General features: G+C 72.8%; 20 protein-coding genes. 11 read left to right on the top strand and 9 right to left on the bottom strand.

The window, feature by feature from the left end:
* Positions 1-12: 12 nt before the first annotated feature.
* The 6 genes from CP984_RS41990 to CP984_RS09455 all read left to right on the top strand — a co-directional run bounded on the left by CP984_RS41990 (position 13) and on the right by CP984_RS09455 (position 5806).
* Complete coding sequence (locus CP984_RS41990) at positions 13-972, top strand: DUF2637 domain-containing protein (RefSeq protein WP_003985439.1); 960 nt, start codon at positions 13-15, stop codon at positions 970-972.
* Between the two features lie 473 nt (positions 973-1445).
* Positions 1446-2930 (top strand): ATP-binding protein, encoded by a 1485-nt coding sequence (locus CP984_RS09475; protein ID WP_043976876.1) that lies wholly within the window; start codon positions 1446-1448, stop codon positions 2928-2930.
* 18 nt (positions 2931-2948) lie between these two features.
* Positions 2949-3371 carry a roadblock/LC7 domain-containing protein gene (locus CP984_RS09470; RefSeq protein ID WP_032915423.1) on the top strand — a complete coding sequence of 141 codons (423 nt, stop codon included), beginning with the start codon at positions 2949-2951 and terminating at the stop codon, positions 3369-3371.
* Positions 3368-3739, top strand: a complete 372-nt coding sequence (locus CP984_RS09465; protein WP_003985357.1) for a DUF742 domain-containing protein — start codon at positions 3368-3370, stop codon at positions 3737-3739. Before CP984_RS09470 ends, CP984_RS09465 begins: the two co-directional genes overlap by 4 nt.
* The gene (locus CP984_RS09460) at positions 3720-4343 is read left to right on the top strand and encodes a GTP-binding protein (RefSeq protein ID WP_030181793.1); all 624 of its coding nucleotides are present in this window, start codon (positions 3720-3722) and stop codon (positions 4341-4343) included. The genes CP984_RS09465 and CP984_RS09460 overlap by 20 nt, the downstream gene beginning before the upstream one ends.
* The gene (locus tag CP984_RS09455; RefSeq protein ID WP_003985359.1) at positions 4340-5806 is read left to right on the top strand and encodes a cytochrome P450; all 1467 of its coding nucleotides are present in this window, start codon (positions 4340-4342) and stop codon (positions 5804-5806) included. Before CP984_RS09460 ends, CP984_RS09455 begins: the two co-directional genes overlap by 4 nt.
* A gap of 25 nt (positions 5807-5831) precedes the next feature.
* Here the strand turns inward: CP984_RS09455 and CP984_RS09450 are convergent, their stop codons facing one another.
* The 4 genes from CP984_RS09450 to CP984_RS09435 all read right to left on the bottom strand — a co-directional run bounded on the left by CP984_RS09450 (position 5832) and on the right by CP984_RS09435 (position 10355).
* On the bottom strand, positions 5832-7076 hold the full coding sequence (locus CP984_RS09450; protein ID WP_197049351.1) for a pyridoxal phosphate-dependent aminotransferase: 1245 nt from the start codon (positions 7074-7076) through the stop codon (positions 5832-5834).
* Between the two features lie 5 nt (positions 7077-7081).
* On the bottom strand, positions 7082-8140 hold the full coding sequence (locus CP984_RS09445; protein WP_078575309.1) for a tryptophan dimethylallyltransferase family protein: 1059 nt from the start codon (positions 8138-8140) through the stop codon (positions 7082-7084).
* Between the two features lie 483 nt (positions 8141-8623).
* Positions 8624-8851, bottom strand: a complete 228-nt coding sequence (locus CP984_RS09440) for a hypothetical protein (protein ID WP_003985362.1) — start codon at positions 8849-8851, stop codon at positions 8624-8626.
* A 217-nt stretch (positions 8852-9068) separates the two neighbouring features.
* On the bottom strand, positions 9069-10355 hold the full coding sequence (locus tag CP984_RS09435; protein WP_226048633.1) for an MFS transporter: 1287 nt from the start codon (positions 10353-10355) through the stop codon (positions 9069-9071).
* Between the two features lie 551 nt (positions 10356-10906).
* Here CP984_RS09435 and CP984_RS42995 point away from each other — a divergent pair.
* Positions 10907-10987 (top strand): tryptorubin family RiPP precursor, encoded by an 81-nt coding sequence (locus CP984_RS42995; RefSeq protein WP_226048792.1) that lies wholly within the window; start codon positions 10907-10909, stop codon positions 10985-10987.
* Positions 10988-11036: 49 nt separating this feature from the next.
* On the top strand, positions 11037-12092 hold the full coding sequence (locus CP984_RS09430; protein ID WP_003985364.1) for a cytochrome P450: 1056 nt from the start codon (positions 11037-11039) through the stop codon (positions 12090-12092).
* Positions 12093-12165: 73 nt separating this feature from the next.
* Here the strand turns inward: CP984_RS09430 and CP984_RS09425 are convergent, their stop codons facing one another.
* Both CP984_RS09425 and CP984_RS09420 read right to left on the bottom strand, forming a co-directional pair.
* Entirely contained in the window at positions 12166-12822 is a 657-nt protein-coding gene (locus tag CP984_RS09425; RefSeq protein ID WP_003985365.1) for a hypothetical protein, read from the bottom strand.
* A gap of 137 nt (positions 12823-12959) precedes the next feature.
* Positions 12960-13202 (bottom strand): hypothetical protein, encoded by a 243-nt coding sequence (locus CP984_RS09420; RefSeq protein ID WP_003985366.1) that lies wholly within the window; start codon positions 13200-13202, stop codon positions 12960-12962.
* Positions 13203-13494: 292 nt separating this feature from the next.
* Here CP984_RS09420 and CP984_RS09415 point away from each other — a divergent pair, with 292 nt between their 5' ends.
* Positions 13495-14679, top strand: coding sequence for an FUSC family protein (locus CP984_RS09415; protein ID WP_043977088.1), 1185 nt, complete (start codon positions 13495-13497; stop codon positions 14677-14679).
* Between the two features lie 101 nt (positions 14680-14780).
* A complete protein-coding gene (locus CP984_RS09410; protein ID WP_030181789.1) occupies positions 14781-15791 on the top strand; it encodes an iron-containing redox enzyme family protein in 1011 nt (336 codons plus the stop codon).
* A 16-nt stretch (positions 15792-15807) separates the two neighbouring features.
* On the opposite strand, the gene CP984_RS09405 is transcribed toward CP984_RS09410, so the two are convergent.
* From CP984_RS09405 to CP984_RS09395, 3 genes are read right to left on the bottom strand one after another with little or no spacing between them, the layout of a single operon-like run.
* Positions 15808-16053 carry a CDGSH iron-sulfur domain-containing protein gene (locus CP984_RS09405; protein ID WP_043977091.1) on the bottom strand — a complete coding sequence of 82 codons (246 nt, stop codon included), beginning with the start codon at positions 16051-16053 and terminating at the stop codon, positions 15808-15810.
* A 13-nt stretch (positions 16054-16066) separates the two neighbouring features.
* Positions 16067-16729 (bottom strand): HemK2/MTQ2 family protein methyltransferase, encoded by a 663-nt coding sequence (locus CP984_RS09400; protein WP_003985370.1) that lies wholly within the window; start codon positions 16727-16729, stop codon positions 16067-16069.
* 54 nt (positions 16730-16783) lie between these two features.
* Positions 16784-17551: a 2OG-Fe dioxygenase family protein gene (locus CP984_RS09395; protein WP_003985371.1), complete on the bottom strand. Its 768-nt coding sequence runs from the start codon at positions 17549-17551 to the stop codon at positions 16784-16786.
* A gap of 291 nt (positions 17552-17842) precedes the next feature.
* Here CP984_RS09395 and CP984_RS09390 point away from each other — a divergent pair, with 291 nt between their 5' ends.
* Entirely contained in the window at positions 17843-19063 is a 1221-nt protein-coding gene (locus CP984_RS09390) for a glycosyltransferase (RefSeq protein WP_003985372.1), read from the top strand.
* The last annotated feature ends 1 nt before the right edge of the window (position 19064 follow it).

Below are 19064 nucleotides of genomic sequence, written 5' to 3'. Positions count from 1 at the left end.
GTGAGAGCTGCAGTGAACGACATCCCGCGGGTCCCCGTGCCTCCCGGTACCGGCCGGCACCGGCTGCCACGTCAGAGCACGGAGGAGGCCGTCTCCTTCCCCGGCGGCGCGGGCGTGCCGTTCGCGCACGACCTGCCCCTGGTGCGGGAGATCATCGACGACGGGTGGGACGCCGCCGTCGTACAAGAACTCGGTCCCGAGATGGCGGAGTTGTGGGACACGGCCGAGCAGCCCGCCGTGCCCGACGGCCCGGATCCCCTGTTCCCGCCCGGCGGGGCCGTGTACTGGCCCGGCGAACCCGCGTACCTGCACGCCGAGGCCGTCCACCCGCCTGCCGAACCCGCGTACCCGCACGCGGAGGCCGGCTACCCGCACGCGGAGGCCGGCTACCCGTACGCCGAGACGGCCTACCCGCACGCCGAGTCCGCCCACCGGCCCGCCGCGCCCACCGTGCCCGCCGCCCCCGGCCCGCAGGCCGCCGAAGCGCGCGCGATGCCCGGCGCCGGACGCGTCGCCTGGACCTGGCGGCGGCTGCTCAGCGCGTCGTCCGTGCTGCTGACAGCGGTGATCGGGATCGCCGTCTCCGCGCTGGGCGCGGTGGCGTCCTACCCGCCGCTGCGCGCCATCGCGGACGGCGTGGCCCCGTCGGACGTAGCGGCGCTGTGGCCGCTGCTGATCTACGGCCCCTGGGTGGTGGCCACCCTGTCCATCCTCCGCGCCCGCGTCCACCGGCGCCGCACCCTGCACTCCTGGGCCGTCGTCATCTTCTTCGCCGCCGTCGCCATGATGCTGTGCATCGCCCGCGTCCACCCCTCGCCGTCCGGCATCGCCGTGGCGGGCCTGCCGCCGCTGACCGTCCTGCTCTGCTTCCACCAGTTCGTACGCCAACTCGACCTCGCCGGCGCCCCCCAGCCCGCGGCCCGGCACGCGCAGAGCAGCCGGGGGCAGCACCGGCACCGGTCCGGCGGATGAGGCGGCCGGCGATCGCCGGGCGGTGAAATCCACCGGACCGGCCGCGGAAGACCGGTGTCCGCACGCTTTTCCCGGCGTGCGGGCACTTCTGTCTTTTTCGCCCGCCGACGTACGCCCCGAAAGACCGCAGAATTCCTGTCGGTGCAGGTCAGCGGCGTCCGCATTTCGCGGTGCCGGAGAAATACCAGCGCCAAACGATTCTTCTGAATATCGTACGTGAGTACATTCATGTGGTGTATGCACATGCCCCACAGAGCCATTCCGCCCGGACTATGCTTCCTGCCGCGCAGCGAGTTGTGACGGCTGCGACAAGCCGCCGACGGCTGTCGCCAAGCCGCCGCCGCACGAGGGCACGGGCGTCCTGGGACCCGGCTTCGCGCGCGGCACGTCGCCTTTTGTCTTCCCGCTGCCTTTCCACCCGAGAACGCCGCGTATGACGCCCTGTCCCTTCCATTAGCGCTCTGAGGATGCCGATGGCTCGTGCTGATTCGCCACCCGGGAGGCCGGGGCCGGCCGCCACCGCACCGTGGCTGCTGCCACCCGCCCTGCTGGCCATATGTACGGCCGTGGCCGTGTCGTTGCTGCCGCCGGTGGCCCGCGCCCACGCCGCCTGGATCGGCGTCCTGGCGACCGCGGCCGTCGCCGTCGCGGCCGCCGAGGCGGCCCGCCGGGGCCGCGCGATCGACGCGCTGCGCAAGCAGTACGCCGAACGAGAGGCATTCCTGCAACGGCTGCTCGCCGAGCAGGAGACCGAGACGGTCCGGCTGGCCAAGGAGACCCTGCCCGAGGCCCTGGCCAGGCTCCAGCAGGGCACGTCCATCGAGGACGTGCTGCGCACCACCGGACCGGTGTCCCGGGTCAGCCCCCGGTTCGAGACCGCGCACCACGCGGTGGTGCGCTACATCCTCCAGACCGTCGACGCGGAGGAGGACCTGCGCGACTCCGCCCGCCGGGCCTTCGTCAACATCGCCCGGCGCGTGCAGGCCATCGTGCACCAACAGGCCCTGGAACTGCGCGAGCTGGAGGACAAGCACGGGCAGGACCCGGACGTCTTCCACGACCTGCTGCACCTGGACCACCGGACCGCGCTGATCGGCCGGCTGGCGGACAGCATCGCCGTCCTCGGCGGCGCCCGCCCGGGGCGGCAGTGGCAGAAGGACATCCCGCTGTTCAACGTGTTGCGCGGGGCCATGTCCCGGATCACCGACTACCAGCGCGTCGATCTGCACTCGGTGGCCGACGTCGGCATCCTCGGCCGCGCGGCCGAACCGCTGATCCACGCCGTGGCCGAGCTCCTGGACAACGCCACGCGCTACTCACCACCGCAGACCCGGGTCCACCTGACCGCCACCGAGGTCCAGACCGGGGTGGCCGTCGAGATCGAGGACGCCGGACTCGGCCTGACCGACGAGGCCCGGATCCGCGCCGAACGGTCCCTGGCGCAGCACGCCACCAGCGGACTCGACCTGGACGACCTGGGCGAGTCGCCACGGCTCGGCCTGGCGGTGGTCGGCCGGCTGTCCCACACCAACCACTTCACCGTGTCGCTGCGCGTGTCCGCGTACGGCGGCGTGCGCGTCGTCCTGGTCGTACCGCCCGAACTGATCACCGTGACCCCGGCACCCGGCGGGGCCATCGCCAAGGCGCCCAGCCTGCCGCCGCCCCGCTACCCCGGCGGCCCCAGGCACCGCGCCACGGCGGCCGCCGACGAGTCGGTGCCCGCCCACGCCCCGCGCACCACCAACGGGCTCCCGCAGCGCAGGCGGCGCACCACCCGCCCCCTGTTCCCGTCGGCGGGGCCGCGGCAGGCCGCCCCCTCCGCCACCGAACCCCGCACCCCGGCCCCGCCGGCCGGGCTGTGGATGTCCGCCTTCCTCGACGGTGCCTCCGGAGCGACCCCGGACGAGCCCCCGGCACACGGTCCCGAGGGCCAGGGCGACACGGAGCGCGAACAGTGACTGAGCCAGCAGATAAGGATGAGTGAGCAAGTGGCCACACAGCAGCGGCTCAACATGGACTGGATGCTGGAGGAGTTGGCGTCCAGCGTCCCGCAGACCCGCAACGTCGTGGTGCTGTCCTCGGACGGCCTGTGCATGGCGCAGTGCGGTACGGACACCGACACCGCCGACCGCCTCGCCGCCGCGTGCGCCGGGCTGCAGAGCCTGTCGGCGGCCATCGCCGCCGAGTTCCCGCACCGCGACGGCCGGATGAAACTCGTCGTCGTCGAGGTCGACGGCGGCTTCTTCTACCTGATGGCGGCCGGCGCCGGAGCGTATCTGGCGGTGCTGGCCGACGACGACGTGGACGCCGGCCTGATGGGGCAGCGGATGCGCGACCTGGTCGCCCGGATCGGCCAGCATCTCTCCAGTCCGCCGCGGTCCGACCGGCAGATCCCATGAGCGACCCGGAGCAGAAGAAGGGACGGGCCTGGGAAGAGGGCGGGCCCGAACGGCTCTACGTCCTCACGTCCGGCCGCAAACCGGCCGGACGGCAGACCCCCCTCGACATGGTCACGTTGATCGTTAGCCGCGGCGAGGCCGGTCCCGGCATGCAGCCGGAGCTTGCCGCCATCGTCCGCATCTGCGACTACCCGCTGTCCGTCGCCGAGGTCTCCGCGTACCTCCACCTGCCGGTCAGCGTGGTCACCGTACTGCTGACGGAACTTCTGGCGAGCGGCCACGTCGAGGCCCGGGCGTCGGTGCCGGCCAAGTCGCTGCCCGACATCGAACTCTTGGAGGCGGTGATGCATGGACTACAGAATCTCTGAACCCGTCGTGGGCCCGCGGGGCGAGGACGTCCTGCCGGCGTCGGTCAGCACGGCGGTGAAGGTGGTGATCGTCGGCGGCTTCGGCGTCGGCAAGACCACCCTGGTCGGCTCGGTCAGCGAGATCAGACCGCTCACCACCGAGGAGATCATGACGCAGGCCGGGGCCGGCGTGGACGACATCGCCGGTGTCGAGCGCAAGAGCGAGACCACCGTGGCGATGGACTTCGGCCGGATCACCCTCAACGACCGGCTGGTCCTGTACGTCTTCGGCACCCCGGGCCAGCAGCGCTTCTGGTTCCTGTGGAACGGGCTCTTCGAAGGCGCGCTGGGCGCCGTGGTCCTCGTCGACACCCGGCGGCTGGAGGACAGCTTCGATGTGATGGGCCGCCTGGAGGAGCGCGGCGTGCCCTTCATCGTCGCCGTCAACGCCTTCCCGGACGCCCCCTCGTACCCGGTCTCCGAGCTCCGGCAGGCCCTGGACATCCCCACCGAGGTGCCGGTGATCGACTGCGACGCCCGCGAACGCGGCTCCAGCCGCGACGGTCTGCTGACCCTCATGCGCTATCTGCACACCCTCACCACCACGACTCCGGAGCCACGGTGACTTTCCCTTTTCCCGAACAGCCCGGCACCACGTGGGCCGCCACGCCGCCTCCGGAGTGCCCGGCACACGCCCGGCCCGGCGCCGCCGACGGGCTGGCGCGGCTCTTCGGCCCCGAGGCGGCCGCCGACCCCATGGGCCTGTACGAGCGCCTGCGCGCCCGGCACGGGGCCGTCGCGCCCGTCCTGCTGGACGGCGACCTGCCCGCCTGGCTCGTCCTCGGCTACCGAGAGATCCTGGAGGTCGCCGGTACGCCCGCCCGTTTCAGCCGCGATTCGCGCAACTGGCGCTGGTTCAGGGAGGGGCGGGTCCCGCCGGACTCGCCGCTGCTCCCGATGATCGCCTGGCAGCCGGTGTGCCTGTTCCTGGACGGGGAGGAGCGCAACCGGCTGCGCCTGGCCGTCACCGACAGCCTGGACCGCTTCAACCGCCGGGGCATCCGGCGGCACATCACCCGCTTCACCCACCAGCTGGTGGACGGCTTCATCGAGCGCGGGGAGGCGGACCTGGCCGAGGAGTTCTGCGAACACCTGCCCATGCTCGTGCTGACCCAGCTCCTGGGCATGCCGGACGAGTACGGGCCCCGGCTGGTCGCGGCCAGCCGGGACATGGTGGCGGGCACCGCGACCTCGGTGGCCAGCAACGCGTTCATCGTGGACACCCTCATGGAGCTGGTACGGAGCAAGCACACCACCCGCGGGCACGACATCACGTCCTGGCTGATCGACCACTCCTCCCGGCTGACCGACGAGGAGGTGTGGAACCACCTGCGGGTCGTCCTGATCGCCGCGAACGAGACCACCGTCAACCTCCTCAAGAGCACGCTGCGGATGGTGCTGACCGACCCCCGGTGCCACGCGTCGCTGGCCGGCGGGCAGATGACGCTGCCCGACGTGGTGGAGCAGGTGCTGTGGAGCGAACCGCCGCTGATGACCATCCCCGGCCGCTGGGCCGCGGTGGACACGGAGGTCGGCGGCCAGAAGATCGAGGCGGGGGACATGCTGCTGCTCAGCCTGGCCGCCGGGAACCACGATCCGGCCGTCCGGCCGGACCCGTCGATCCCGCTGCACGGCAACCGCTCGCACCTCGCCTTCAGCAGCGGCCCGCAGGAGTGCCCCGGCCAGAACATCGGCCGCGCCATCGCCGACACCGGCATCGACACGCTGATGGCACGGCTGCCCGACGTACGGCTGCGCATCCCCGAGGAGGAGCTGCGCTGGACGTCGGGCTGGATGACGCGCCATCTGACCAGCCTTCCGGTGACGTTCAGCGCCTCCCGGCCCGCGCACTCCGGCGCGACCGCCGGTACGGCCTTCGAACGCCCGCCGGGCACCACCCCGCACGACGGCTCCCTGCCCGCGGCCGAGCCCCCGGCCACGCCCCCGCCCGGCCCGCCTCCGGCGGCTCCCGTGCCCAGGGGGCGTACGTCCTGGTGGGCCGCGTTGAAGGCTTGGCTGCGCGGCTGATGCCCGGACGAGGCCGGTACGCCGGTCACGCCCGCTGCGGCGCCCCGGTGGCCTGGAGCCCGGCCGGGCCACCGGGTACGAGTTCTGCGACGGCGCCCGCTATGCGGTGCAGCGCCTCTTCCAGCACGGCCCGCGACGTGGCGTAACTGATACGGATATTGCCCTCGGCGGCCGGGCCGAACCACTCGGCCGTGCCGGGCACCACGGCCACCCGCGCTTTCGCCAGCAGGAATTCGCCCATCGCCCGGCTGCTCAGCCCGAGCGCCGACACATCGGGGAACAGGACGTACGTACCGTCCGGGCGACCGCAGGAGAAGCCCGGTATCGCATTCAGCCGTTCCACACAGTAATCCCGCATGTCCCGCAGGTGTTCCAGGAATGCGTCGCGCCAGGGCCAGCCGTGGCGCAGGGCGGCCAGGGCACCGGCCTGGGTGCAGGGCGTCATGCTGTACGCGGCGCCCAGACGCTGGAAGGCGAGCCGCAAAGCGTCCGCGGCCCCCGGGGTCGGGGCGATGACAAAGCCCATGCGCAGCCCTGGGAGCGCGAACGTCTTGGAAAGACCGGTCACCGTGTAGATGCGCCGGCTGTTCCCGGTGTCCAGGCGCGCCATGCTGATGTGCTTCCCGGGCGGGTACACGATTTCGTTCCACACCTCGTCGGAAAGTATCGGGACACGGTGGGCGGCGGCTATCTCCTCCACCGCCCGGAGCGTCGCCTCGTCGAAGACCGTGCCCAAGGGATTGTGCGGATTGCACAGGCAGATCAGCGCGGTGCGCGCATTCACCAGTGAGGCGAGCCGGTCCGTGTCCAGTTGCCCGGTGTTCTTGTCCACCGGGCAGTAGACGCGCCGGGCCCCCACGGCATCGACAGCCTGGCCGAACAGCAGGTCCACCGGGTCCAGCACGATGCATTCGTCACCCTCTCCGCAGAGCAGGCGGACCACGCCCCACAATGCCGCCGCCGTGCCGGGGGCCGGCACCACGCGATCGGGGTGATTTCCGATTCCGTGGCGGGCCTCGGCCACTTCCGCGAAGGTTTCCCGGAGTTCCTCGGACCCCTCGGGTGCCGCATAGGGGAAATAGCCGTCGGCGACCGCCTCGACCACCGCGTCCCGGACCACTCGGGGCCCCGGGAAATCCGGCTCGGCCGCCGTCAGCGGAATGACGTCGGACGGGACCGCGCCCCAGCGGACGGGCGAGCGTCGCCGCAGCAGATCCGGGCGGACCCGCGCGTCGTCGAACAGCGAACGGAGCACGTCGTGTCGCGGCACGGCGGTCACCCCCGCTGGTAACGGGCGGGCGGATACCGGTCGTAGAGTTCCGGGGACCAGTACGTGGTCATACGAGGGCGGCCGTGCTGCATCCGCGCCGACGCGTACGTGTGGATGCCGCGGCCACCTGCCAGCGGGCGCCGCGCCACCTGGCTCAGCAGCGCCCGGTAACGGCCGGCGGGCAGGCCCATACGGGCCATGACGGAGCTGATGCGGTCCCGTATGGTCCGGTCGCTCTCCGCGTGCACCCACAGCGGGACGTACAGCGTGGCGGACACCGGTGTGTGCTCGCCGACCGCCGTGAAGGTCAGGTTGCTGACGAGCGGCTGGGGCCGCGCCTCGCCGCCGTTTCCGGTCAGCGCCTGGCAGAAGTCCTCCAGGAAACCGGGCTCGTGCTGGAGCGATATCCGCATGCGGGCGTCCAGTTCGGCCGGGGGAATGTCGTAATGGCGGAAGTACACCTTCACGCGCGACTGGGGGCCGTCCACCAGATCGAGGCCCAGGTAGACGATCCTGTCGAGGTCGAATCCCCGGCGGGCGTATTCGCTGATCGCGTTCCACGCCTTGCCGAATCCCAGGCGGTCCAGTGCCTCGCGGGTCCGTTCGACGGCGGTCATGCGCCGGTCGGCGTCCGGGTTCAGATAGACCTTGAACTCGGGGTCGCCGTCCGGCGAGAAGACGACGGCGTGCATCATCGCGAATCCGGCCGGGCCGCCGTCCGGCAGGAACAGGTCGTGGACCGCCGCGAGACGGTCGTCGACGGCGCCGAATTCCTCGGTCAGCCCGCGGGTGAGGCCGAGTGCCGATTTCTGTGCGGCCGATGTGCTCAGCCGGTCCGGTACGGCCTCCACGAGCACCCGTATCTGGGTGCGCTCGCGCGAAAAGGCGGCGGAGAACTCGATCGGCGAACCGTCGGCGCAGACATCGGAACGCCAGTTGGGCCGTGTCCCTATCCGCCGCTCTCCCCACGGTGAGAGCATCCTGCGCAAAACCCTCGCGCCCTGCTCGACGTTCAGGCCCGAGCTGCCGAGCAGCCGCCTGAGGGTGGAAACTCCGTAGTCCATGAACGTCACGCCGCCGCATACTGGTGGAACCGTGCCTGGAGACGACATGGAACCCCTTTCCCTGTCCCGGGTACGTGGTTTCGCCGTACTGCGCGCGTTCCTCGCCGGCCGGTCGGCCAGTACCAATAGGGCAGGACGCTTCTGACCATGCGTCCACAAGGGAATCGACGAAAGGAGGAGTCGTTCCCGCGCTCCCGGCCCCCGTAAGCGTCATGCAACAGGCCGCCCAAATACTGTCCCTTATCCTCGCGAGCTGCGGCCGTTTCTCAGAACCGGGTTGCTTTCACCATCAACGAAGCTTGCCCCGGCCGCCACCGGCGCACAAGGGGCGTGCGCGGCGTTCACCGTGAGAGTGCGCGCGCCACCGTCTGACAGACGTGCGCGCGGGCGCCCGGACCGGTCCCGTACCGGACTCCGGTCGGGCCCCGCGGCCCGGGCGCGGAGCCCGGGGCGCGGGGCCCGGTGTCGGAAGGAGCGGCCGGATCAGGTTCCCGGCTTCTTGATGTAGCCCTTGCGCACCAGCGCGTCGCAGGTCGCCTTCGGGTCCTTCTTGCCCTTGTACTGCCTCTTCACTTCCTTGACGCAGTCGGCGTACGGGAACGGCGGACCGCTCGCCTGCGCCTGCGGGCGGGCGGTGGCGGCGGCCTCGGCGGCCGCTCCCGTGAACAGCACGCCGCTCAGCGCGACGGCCGCGGCCAGGGCGTAGCTCATCTTTCGCACAGGTCGTCCTCTCTCTGGCGCCGGAGCCCAGCGCCCCGGACGCGAGAGCCTTCCCGCGGCCCGGCGGAGGCCGGTGTGCAGGACAAGGCTCGTCCACGCCCAACGAGCCGATACGTCCCGGGAAACGCCGTTCCGTACGCCGATCAGCCGCGTGCGGCGAAAGGTTCACGCGTACCGGTCGGGTCGGGGGAGTGCAGTACGGGCCGGATCAGCGAACCGTTCCCGCCTCCGGCCCGCCGGTCATCATCCCGGCCGCCACCAGGCTGACCACCGTCAGCGCCACGGCGGCCCAGAACGCGAGCTGCACGGCGTGCAGCGAGGCCGCGGCGCCGCCGGGCCCGGCGGCGTGGAGGTAGACACTGCCGAGAACCGCCACGCCTAGGGTCGCGCCCAGCTGCTGGACCGCGTTCAGCAGCCCGGCGGCCGAGCCGATTTCCTGCGGCCGCAACGGCCGTAGCGCGACGGTGAAGAACGCCGGGGTGAAGAGGCCGACTCCCAGGCCGACGACCGCGAGTGCAGGAAGCAGTGGTGCGGGGTAGGCCGTCGGGTCCGCGGTGCGGTACACGGCGATGGCGGCCAGCGCGCCGGCCAGGAGCACGGCGAGCCCGAGCGGCATCGTCCGGTGCCCGAAGCGCGGGACGAGGCGGGCACCGGCCGCCCAGGACGCCAAGGCCAGACCGGCCGACCACGGTGCCAGTGTGAGCCCTGCCGCCAATACGCCCACGTGCAAGCCCAGTTGGAGCTGGAGCACGATCACCATCATCAGGCCGTTGGTCACCGCGAAGAACGAGGCCGAGGCCACCAGCGCGGCCGGGAAACCGCGGTGTGCAAATAGGCTCGGCTCCACCAGCGGGCTGCGCCCGGCGGCGACGGCGCCGCGCTGGTGACGTACGAAGACGGCCATCAGCATCAGCCCGGCCCCGATGGAGGCCCAGTTCCACCCGGACAGTGCGGCGAGGTCGGCCCCGATCAGCGGATGGACGATGAGCCCGACGCCCGCCATGGCCGGCAGGGTGCCCGTCAGATCGAGGGTGGGGCGCCGCGGGGCGCGGTGGTCCACCAGCTTGGGTGCCAGGGCGAGGACGAGCAGCGACAGGGGGACGTTCACCAGGAACGCCGCCCGCCAGGACGAGCCGAACAGGTCGGCGTGGGTGAGGAAGCCGCCGAGCACCGGCCCGCAGACGGCGGCGAGCCCCATCACCGGGCCGATGGCGCCCAGGGCGCGGGCCAGTTCCGCACCGGCGAACATCGCTTTGATCAGGCCGATGGTCTGCGGAATGACCAGGGCCGCCGCGGCCCCCTGCGCCACACGGAAGGCGATCAGCGCGCTGGTGCCGGGCGCCAGGGCGCAGGCGACGGACGCAAACAGGAAGCCGGTGACGCCGCCGACGAACACCCGACGCCGCCCGGCGATGTCGCCCAGGCGCCCACCGGTGATCAGCAGCACCGCGAACGGCAGGGTGTAGGCCGTCGTGAACCACTGGACGTCGGACACCGGGCCGGCCCAGATCGGCGTGTACGGCCGGCGCCGCGACCTGCACGATGGTCGCGTCCAGCAGGTTCATCGCCTCGGCGAGCAGCAGGGCGGCGAGCGCCCACCACCGCCATCGGTACGCCGCCCCGGGCGGCGCGAGCACACGCTCAGCGGTCATCGGAAATCCCCTCCACCGTCGTCGACGCCTCGGCCCCGGGCGGAGGGCCCGGGGCCGGTCGCGGACCAGCGTGGAAGGCGGCACCCGCGGGTCGCAGTCACCGCCGGGCAAGTGGCGTTATCCGCCTCCGAGGGCGGTCGCGGCGGCGATTTCCCACGCGGGGGCGCGCGTTCCGTACACCCCGGCCCTTCGCCCCCGTTCGGCGGCGAAACCCCCAATACCCTGAATTTACGGTGACCTTGACCACATTGACGTACCTTTCGCCGCTGGGCTTCACTTTGCCCTGACGAAAAGCGGAAAGCCGGATTCAGTGGCGGAGCAGTGTTTTTCCGTGTCCCGGTCCGCCGGAGTCGGTGTTCGGTTCAGTCGGTTCGCCTGTCCCGGAGGTGCTGTCATGAAGCTCATCAACTCCCTCAAGAAGAAGATGAAGGCGGAGAAGAGCCTGAAGGCCTACGCCTGGTACATCTGGTACTGATCGGCACGTGACCCGGTAGTTCCCTCATCCAGGCTCTCGGAGGCCGCCGATGCGTACGTACGGTACGGAACGGAGCGACCGGGTCACGGTCTTCACGCCGCGGCTCGGCCGGCTCCTCAGTGAGCACCGCGGCGCGGACGTCTTCCGGCTGGAGGCCGACACGGTCGGCGTCGCCGGACCCGGGCTGATCGACGCCGTGCTGCGCAGCAGACCGGCCAACGCGGCCGAACGGCCCACTTTCAAACCCCTACAGGGCCGGCCCATCAGCCGCCCCGAATCCTCCGCGGTCATGCGGGCCGTTTCCCTGGACGTGCGCGCGGCACTGGAAAAGCCCGACGGGAAAGGCGGCCCGGCGGCCGATCTGTCGGGGGAATGGCCGCGGGTGGCACACCTTTATCTGCGGGACCTGGTTTTCGGGTCCGATCCGATGCGGCTGCGCGTACTCGTGGACCGCAAGCTGGAATGGACGCCCAAACTGACGTGGACCGTGATCGCGGCGGGCGCGGCGCTGCCGGGCTGCCCGGGGGCCGGTGCGCCGGTGTCCCGGCTGGCGGGTCTCGCCGCCGCCGCGGCCGGTTACGGGGACCGGCGGTACGCGATGGGCCTGTACCGGCGGGCGGCGGCACCGGTGTGCTTCACCGTGTCCACGCTGGTCGCCAACGCCCTCTGGCTCGGGTCGCCCTTCGAGGACCACATACCGAACCGTCACATCCTGTACGAGTCGATGCGGCTGCTGCCGCCTTCGTGGAACCTCCTGCGCGTGGCGTCACCGGAGTTCGCGGCCCTCGACGACCGGATCGGCGCGGGCGACGACGTCCTGCTGCTGCCGCTGCTCAGCCACCGCGATCCGCGGCTGTGGGACGCGCCGGACGCGTTCCGGCCCGAGCGCTGGGCGGCCCTCGACGCCGACGACCAGCCCGGCTACCTGCCCTTCGGGCACGCGAACGAGCGGTGCTGGGGGCGGCACATGGTCATGCCGCTGGCCGAACGGCTGCTGGACCTGGTGCGGGAACAGGGCCTGGCGGTGAGCCCGGAGCAGAAGTCCGCCGAGGTGCCGCTGGCCGGGCTGCTCGGGGTGTCGCGGGTGTCGGTCGTACGGCGCTGAGCCGCCGGACAGCCCGACAGGGGAGCGGCCCCGTGCGGGCTCCGCGAGCCCGCACGCACCCGGCCGTGCGCCGTCAGGCCGCCGCCGTGTCCACGAGGTCGGCGACGAACTTGCGCACCCGGCCGCGGAGCACCGGCGTCACCCCGTGGATGACCTGGGCGCCGTACGCGACGGCCACTCCCGGACCGGCGTCGGTCAGCCACCGGCTCTTGCGCGGCGCGCTCAGCCATTGCGGCGTCTGCTCGTGGGCCGCGGGGCCGTGCGGCAGGCTGCGGCTCATCGGGGTGCCCGGCTCGTACCCGTCGGCCGCGCCCAGCAGTGTGTCGGTCCAGGGCGCGCTGTCCGACGTGGTCTCGATGTAGAAGCGGCCGCCTTCGGCCGCGTCCGCGATCGTCACGCCGATCCGGCCGATGCGCCGGGGCGGGGTCCGCGGGCTGCTGATCCCGTCGAGATGGGTCGGTACGCCCTGGCCCACGGCCAGTTCGGTGTAGCCCCAGTGCCCGGACCCGGCGATGGACGGCATGCTGCGCCGGATGGCGGGCAGTGCCCGCAGCGTGGCCTCGCCCAGCACCTCTTGTGCGGTCGCCGGGGCCGGGAGCACCTCGGCCTGGTGGCGGGGCCGCCACCAGGCCGCCTCGCTGTCCATGATCTTGACCAGCCGGGAGATCTCCTCCTCCGTCAGGAACTCCTCGACCGTCTGCAGCATGAGCGTCTCACTGATGTGGATCACTTCGCTCTCCTCGTCCGCGGGCCGGTGTACCGGTCTCGGACACCACCGTCCCGCCGGGGCGAGGGGGCGGACAGGCGCAGACGGGGGCGCACACGCGCGGTGACTCGCACGTGTGTGCGCCCTGCGGGTGCCGGGCGTCACCGGCCGGTGAACGAGGCGCCCTTCTCCATGTTCAGCGGCCGGGCGAGCGTCTCCACGGTGTCCAGGGCCAGTTCGACGTTGCGCTCGCTCAACGGGATGCGCAGCAGCCGCACGGCCTTGGAGTCGGTGAGGGAGGAGACCACCGGGCTCGATCCCGAGGAGGCGGCGGCGGGCTGCGGGACCAGGGCGGCGGCACCGGCAGCGGCGACCGCGGTGATGACGGCGGAGCGAATACGCATCAGAACGTGACTTCCACGGAGGTCGGGGGCGGGGGAGGGCACGCGGGGTGCCCCCCAGTCAATGCGGACGGACGCGCCGGCGAAGCGCCCCGGCCCGCGTGACCACCCTTACGGGGGCCGGGGATCACCCGGGCGGCCGAGAAGGCGGCGAACGTGTTCGAGGGCGGCGCGCGCCCGCCGTACGACTACTCCCGCCGATCATGGGTACCCAGCGCGCCGGACCACCGGGCACCGCCCGGCCCTGACCAGCGTGGGAGCGGCCCGGGAGGCGGAGTTGGCGAAGGTGCGGGCCATGACCGCGTGGCGGCGGCTGTGGTGGGAGGCGACGGCGGTCGGCCGTACGGTGCGGACCGCGGTACGGCACTCAGGCCCTGAGCGGGACACCGTCGTCCAGTCGCTGAAGGCGGCCGGCGCGGCGACCATCGCGTGGGCGCTGACGGGCTGGTGGCTGAACGCGCCGCTGGCCCTGATGGCGCCCTGGACGGCGCTGGCGCTGGTCGACGCCACCGTCTACCGCTCGCTGCGCTCCGGACTCCAGCAGCTCGTGGTGATCGTGCTCGGCGCGCTGCTCGCGTCCGCCGCGATGGCCGCGACCGACGGCAGCACGCTGGGCGCCATGCTTCTGGTGCTGCCGGTGATGACGCTGGTCGGCACCCACCGCAGACTGGGTGCCCAGGGCATCTACGGGGCGACCACCGCCCTGTTCGTCATCACCTACGGCGCCTACTCCCTGACCGAGGTCGGCCACCGGCTCGTCGAGACCGCGATCGGCGCGGTCATCGGCGTCGCCGTCAACGCCCTCGTCCTGCCGCCGGTGCACCTGCGCAACGTGCACGACCAGCTCCGGCGGCTGCCCCGGGAGTCCGCCGAACTGCTGCGGACGATGGCCGGGGGACTGCGCGACGAGGAGTGGAGCGCGAGGGACGCGGCCGGCTGGCACGACCGCGCGCGCCGCCTCGGCCAGGTGCTGCAAGCGCTGGCCAGCGCCCGGCAGTGGACCGCCGAGAGCTCCCGCTTCAACCCCGGCTTCCGGCTGCGCCGTACCGGGCCGCCCCCACCGCCGCCCGAGAAGGCCGACGCCGTGTGGGAACGCGCCGCCGACCACCTCGCGGCCATCACCCGCACCCTGTCCGGCACTTCCGGGGACCGGGCCCGCCTGACCACGCCCGGCGCCGGGTTCCTGCGGCGCTACGCCGATCTCGCGGACGAGGCGGCGACGCTCTGCGAGGCCGAGGCGGACCTGCTGGCCGACCACGAGCGGGCGGAAGCGGAAGAGCGCTACCGCGCGGCCCGCCGCCGGTCCCAGGAGCTGTACGACGAGCTGGCGGACGAGTTCCGGCAGCTGGGCGACCCCTCGGCCGCCGCTGCCGGTGGCGAACTGCTCGTGGAGATGAAGCAGCTGCTGTACGAGCTGACCAACTTCGCCCGCTCGGACCTGACCGGCGAACCGGAGGAGGAAGAGCGGCGGGCCGGGTGACCCCGGCAGGGCGTACGGGCAGGGCACCCGCCGTGCGTACGGACGGGCCGCCCGCGTTTTCCCCGGCACGCCCGGGGCACCCGTGAGCCACACGGCACACCATGCCCCGGTCGGGTGAAGGGAAGGACCGCGACGTGCGACGCCCCCCGGCACGCGGAGACCTGTCGGCGGCGGTCGTCTCCGCGCTGGAGCGGCCGCCCGGCACCGTACGGCTGCCGGACGCCCGTACGGTGGCCGCCGCCGACCCGTACGGCGACGACCTCCACCTCGCCCTGGCCCTCTGCTACGAACTGCACTACCGCGGCTTCGACGCCGTGCCCGACACCTGGGAGTGGGACCCGGAGCTGCTGCGCTTCCGGGCGTCGCTGGAGAAGGGCTTCCTCGACGCGCTGCGCGCGGACCTCCCACGGCCGGGCGAGGTGACCGAGCTGCTCGACGGCCTGCTGGTGGAGCCCGCCGACGGCACCGGCGTGTCGTACTTCCTGCGCGACGAGGGCGAACTGTGGCACCTGCGCGAGTACGCGGCCCAGCGGTCCCTGTACCACCTCAAGGAGGCCGACCCCCACCTGTGGGTGGTGCCGCGCCTGTGGGGCCAGGCCAAGGCCGGGATGATGGCGGTGGAGTACGACGAGTTCGGGGCGGGGCGCGCGGAGCGGGTGCACGCGCGGCTCTTCGCCGACCTCCTGGCCGATCTCGGCCTGGACCCCGACTACGGCCACTACCTGGGCGTCTGCCCACGGCAGATGCTCGCCGTCAACAACCTCATGTCGCTCTTCGGATTGCACCGCGCGCACCGGGGCGCCCTGGTCGGCCACTTCGCCTGGGTGGAGGTCACCTCGTCACCCGGCTCGCGCCGCCTCGCGCAGGCGCTGGAGCGGCTGGACGCCGGACCGGCCGCCGTGCACTTCTACGCCGAGCACGTCGAGGCCGACGCCGTGCACGAACAGCTGGTGCGCCACCAGGTCGTACGGGGACTGCTGCGCGAGGAACCGGCCCTCGCGCCGGATGTGGCCTTCGGCATCGCCGCAACCGATCTGCTGGAGGAGCGGCTGGGCGGGCACCTGCTCGACGCGTGGCAGGCGGGGCGGACTTCGCTGTTCGCCCCGCTCTGAGGCCCCGACCGCTGTCTCACGAGTCCCCGGCGGCCCGGGCGCGCGGTGCCGGAGGCCGCTTGCGCCCGCGGTGGCTGGTGTCGCACCAGGGGTAGGACCGGCTGCGGCGGCACATGCACAGCGCCACGAAAGGGCGGTCCGAACGCGCCGTCGTACCGTCGTCGAGCTGCACCTCGACGGGGCCCTCGATCAGCACCGGGCCCCCGGGGTCCTGGACGACCCGGCGCGCGTCCTCGCGCCCGCCGTGCGCACGCTCAGCCACCGGCTCCTGCTCCTCACGCGGGGCGCTGGGCACGGACCACCACCAGCTCTTCCTTGTCCTGGCCCGGAGCCGTCAGCCCCTGGGCCTCCAGCCAGGGCGCGCGCCGCCGCAGCACGGGCCCGAACGGGATGGACCGCCGGTCGGTGACGGCGGCCTTCAGCCCGGCCCCGGCCAGCAGTTCCACGGTCCGGACGGGATCGCAGAGCCCCGAATGCACCAACAGCAGCACGCCGTCCGGGGCGAGGAGCGTGGGCGCCTGGGCACACAGCCGGTCCAGTACGGCCCGGCCGTCCGGCCCGGCGTCCCACGCCCGCGCCCGGCCACCGCGCGGCGGCACCGGTGCGGCGCAGGGTACGTACGGCGGATTCGCCATGATCAGGTCGAAGCGGTGCCCGGCCACCGGGCGCAGCAGGTCGCCCCGGTACGCGCGCACCTGACCCCGGTGCCCGGCGAACCAGGCGTTCAACCGGGTGGTGAGCACGGCGGCGAGCGCGGCGTCCACGGCGGTGACCCGCCCGGCACCGTGCCGGGCCGCGGCGACCGCCAGGGCCCCGCTGCCCGTCCCCACGTCCAGTACCTCCGCGCCCGGCCGCAGGGTCTCCTGCCGGAGCGCCGCGGCCAGCATCCCGGTGTCTTCCTGGGGCGCGTACACGCCCGGCGGTCTGATGAAGAACACCCGCCACGGGTACCCCGGTCGCACCATTTCTTGCAGCCCGGGGCGGAGCCGCGGCTATGCGGCGGTGAGCGTGGTCACCAGTACGTCGCGGTAGGCGGGCGCCGTGATGTCCATCGGCCGGATGGGGGAGACGCAGTGCAGCGAGTCCCGGTCGTCCGACATCAGCAGGCTGCCCGGACGGTGCAGGGTGGTGCACAGCAGCTCCCGCCCGTCGAGGGTGTAGACGCAGCTCTGGCCGCCGACCGCGTTCTCCCGGTTGACGAGCAGTGAGGACACCAGGGTCACCCCGTCCCTGTGCCGTCCCTCCGGGGTCGGGTTGCCCTCGTCGCCGGCCGTCGCGACGACCCGGAACGGGTGCACCTTGACGATCCAGCGCCCGGCGTCGTCCAGCGCGGCCGCCGCCTGCGCCAGCAGGTCGAACAGCGGGCGCAGCAGCGGGTCGGCGGCGAACGTGTCGGTCAGCGGCTCGAAGTCGCGGTCCACCGCCTCGTACAGGGGGTTGGTGTCCTCCGGCTGGACGAACGGCGTGTGGGGCAGCCGCTCCAGCTCCCCGGTGGCCGGGGTGAGGGCGAACTGTCCGTAGCGGCGCAGCCTGCGGGTTCCGCGTTCGGCCGCGTACCGGTCCTCGCCCAGCTCGTCCCAGTGCGCGGCGAAGCGCGCCCAGGCTTCGTCGTCCGCGCCCAGGTGCTCCCGTACCGAGGCCGGGGACATCAGGCAGACGGAGGAGCGGGTCAGGCACGAGCGGGCGGCCTCGACCGGGGATGCGGCCCCGGCCTCTCCACCGGTTCCGGACGGCGCCGAGCGCTCTTCGATGTGCTCCACGTCGGGTGTCCGCCTTCCTGCCGGCCGTGCGCCGCGGCGCCTGCGTGGTCCCATCGTGTGGCGCCCCGCCGCTGATCGCATCTTGCGGGGGGCGGAGCGTGCGGAACCCGCTCCGGATCACGCCGCGGCCCCGGATCCGGAATGCCTTTGCCCACACTCACCTCCCCTTGACAAGCCCTTTCCCCTGGGAATGACTCAATGTCGCCGAATACCGTCACCCGTCTTTGACACGTGTTTTCGCGGCTTTCTACGGTGATCGAACCTCCCACCGGCCCAGAATTGAGGAACACCATGCGCGTCCTGTGCACCGCCACCGGCTCCCCCTCGCACGGCCGAGCCCTGCTGCCGCTGGCCCGCGCGCTGGCCGGCGCCGGACACGAGGTCACGGTCGTCACGACGGCCGACGTGGCACCCGTATTCGCCGCCGACCCCGTGACGGTCGAGCCCACCCTGCCGCGCATCGACTTCAGCGCGATGGGGCGCGCCTCGGCCGAGGCGGCCGAGGCAGCCGAGGCGGCGGGGGCCGACACGGCGGACGACGACCACGAAGCGCACCTGAAGGTCCTGGTCGACCGCCTCACCGGCGACATGGCCCTCGAAGGCCACCGCGTCCTTGCGGAGCTGGCCCGGGACTTCCGCCCCGACGCGATCATCCGCGACGGCATGGACATCGGCGCCTGCCTGCTCGCCGAACAGCTCGGCATCCCGCAGCTGCCCATCCCCGCGGGCACCGTCAACATCCTCGACCCGGCGGCGCTGCTCCCGGCGCTGAACCGGCTGCGGGAGCAGCTGGGGCTGCCCGTGCAGGAGGAGCCCGGGTCGCTCTACCCGCACGGCCGTTTCGACTACCTGCCCGCCGAGTACTCCTTCGCGCGGTTCCCGGCCACCGTACTGGCCTACCGCCAGACCACCGTGGTGGACCGCACCGCCGGACTGCCGGACTGGGTCGCCGAACTCCCCACCGACCGGCCGCTGGTGTTCGCCGCGGTGGGCACCGCGCTGCCGATGTTCCGCGAGGTGCTGCCCCCGGGCACCCCGCTGCCGGTGGGCATGACCGACCCGGCGGAGCAGCTGGCGACCATCATCGCGGGCCTGTCCCGGCTGGAGTGCACGGCCGTGGTGGCGACCGGCGGCATCGAAGCGGCCGGCGGCGTCGAGCCCGCGCCGCACGTCCACCTGACGGACCGCCTCGCGCAGCCGCTGCTGCTGGAGTGCGCCGACCTGTTCGTCACCCACGGCGGCTACAACAGCATCCGCGAAGCGGTGCGCACGGGCACGCCCATGGCGGTGCTGCCGAACTTCGGCGACCAGCTGCCCAACGCCGCGCGCGTACAGGAACTGGGCCTCGGCCGGCACCTCACGGACACCGACCCGGACGCCGTGGCCGCCGTGTGCCGGGAGCTGCTGGCCGACCGTGAGACGGCCGCGCGCTGCCGGCGGGCGCAGCTCGCCAGCCTCGCCCTGCCGGACATCGGGCAGGTCGTCGCCGACCTGGAAAAGCTGGTTGCCTGAG

The organism is Streptomyces rimosus, from assembly GCF_008704655.1.
Taxonomy (GTDB): Bacteria; Actinomycetota; Actinomycetes; order Streptomycetales; family Streptomycetaceae; genus Streptomyces; species Streptomyces rimosus.
This window is presented reverse-complemented; position numbering and strand designations above follow the sequence as displayed.

Excerpts from the sequence above, each read along its gene's own strand:
- CP984_RS09475 (WP_043976876.1), top strand. The coding sequence starts at position 1,446 with ATGGCTCGTGCTGATTCGCCACCCGGGAGGCCGGGGCCGGCCGCCACC.
- CP984_RS09470 (WP_032915423.1), top strand. The coding sequence starts at position 2,949 with ATGAGTGAGCAAGTGGCCACACAGCAGCGGCTCAACATGGACTGGATG.
- CP984_RS09465 (WP_003985357.1), top strand. The coding sequence starts at position 3,368 with ATGAGCGACCCGGAGCAGAAGAAGGGACGGGCCTGGGAAGAGGGCGGG.
- CP984_RS09460 (WP_030181793.1), top strand. The coding sequence starts at position 3,720 with ATGGACTACAGAATCTCTGAACCCGTCGTGGGCCCGCGGGGCGAGGAC.
- CP984_RS09445 (WP_078575309.1), bottom strand. The coding sequence starts at position 8,140 with ATGGACTACGGAGTTTCCACCCTCAGGCGGCTGCTCGGCAGCTCGGGC.
- CP984_RS09440 (WP_003985362.1), bottom strand. The coding sequence starts at position 8,851 with ATGAGCTACGCCCTGGCCGCGGCCGTCGCGCTGAGCGGCGTGCTGTTC.
- CP984_RS42995 (WP_226048792.1), top strand. The coding sequence starts at position 10,907 with ATGAAGCTCATCAACTCCCTCAAGAAGAAGATGAAGGCGGAGAAGAGC.
- CP984_RS09430 (WP_003985364.1), top strand. The coding sequence starts at position 11,037 with ATGCGTACGTACGGTACGGAACGGAGCGACCGGGTCACGGTCTTCACG.
- CP984_RS09420 (WP_003985366.1), bottom strand. The coding sequence starts at position 13,202 with ATGCGTATTCGCTCCGCCGTCATCACCGCGGTCGCCGCTGCCGGTGCC.
- CP984_RS09415 (WP_043977088.1), top strand. The coding sequence starts at position 13,495 with ATGACCGCGTGGCGGCGGCTGTGGTGGGAGGCGACGGCGGTCGGCCGT.
- CP984_RS09410 (WP_030181789.1), top strand. The coding sequence starts at position 14,781 with ATGCCCCGGTCGGGTGAAGGGAAGGACCGCGACGTGCGACGCCCCCCG.
- CP984_RS09390 (WP_003985372.1), top strand. The coding sequence starts at position 17,843 with ATGCGCGTCCTGTGCACCGCCACCGGCTCCCCCTCGCACGGCCGAGCC.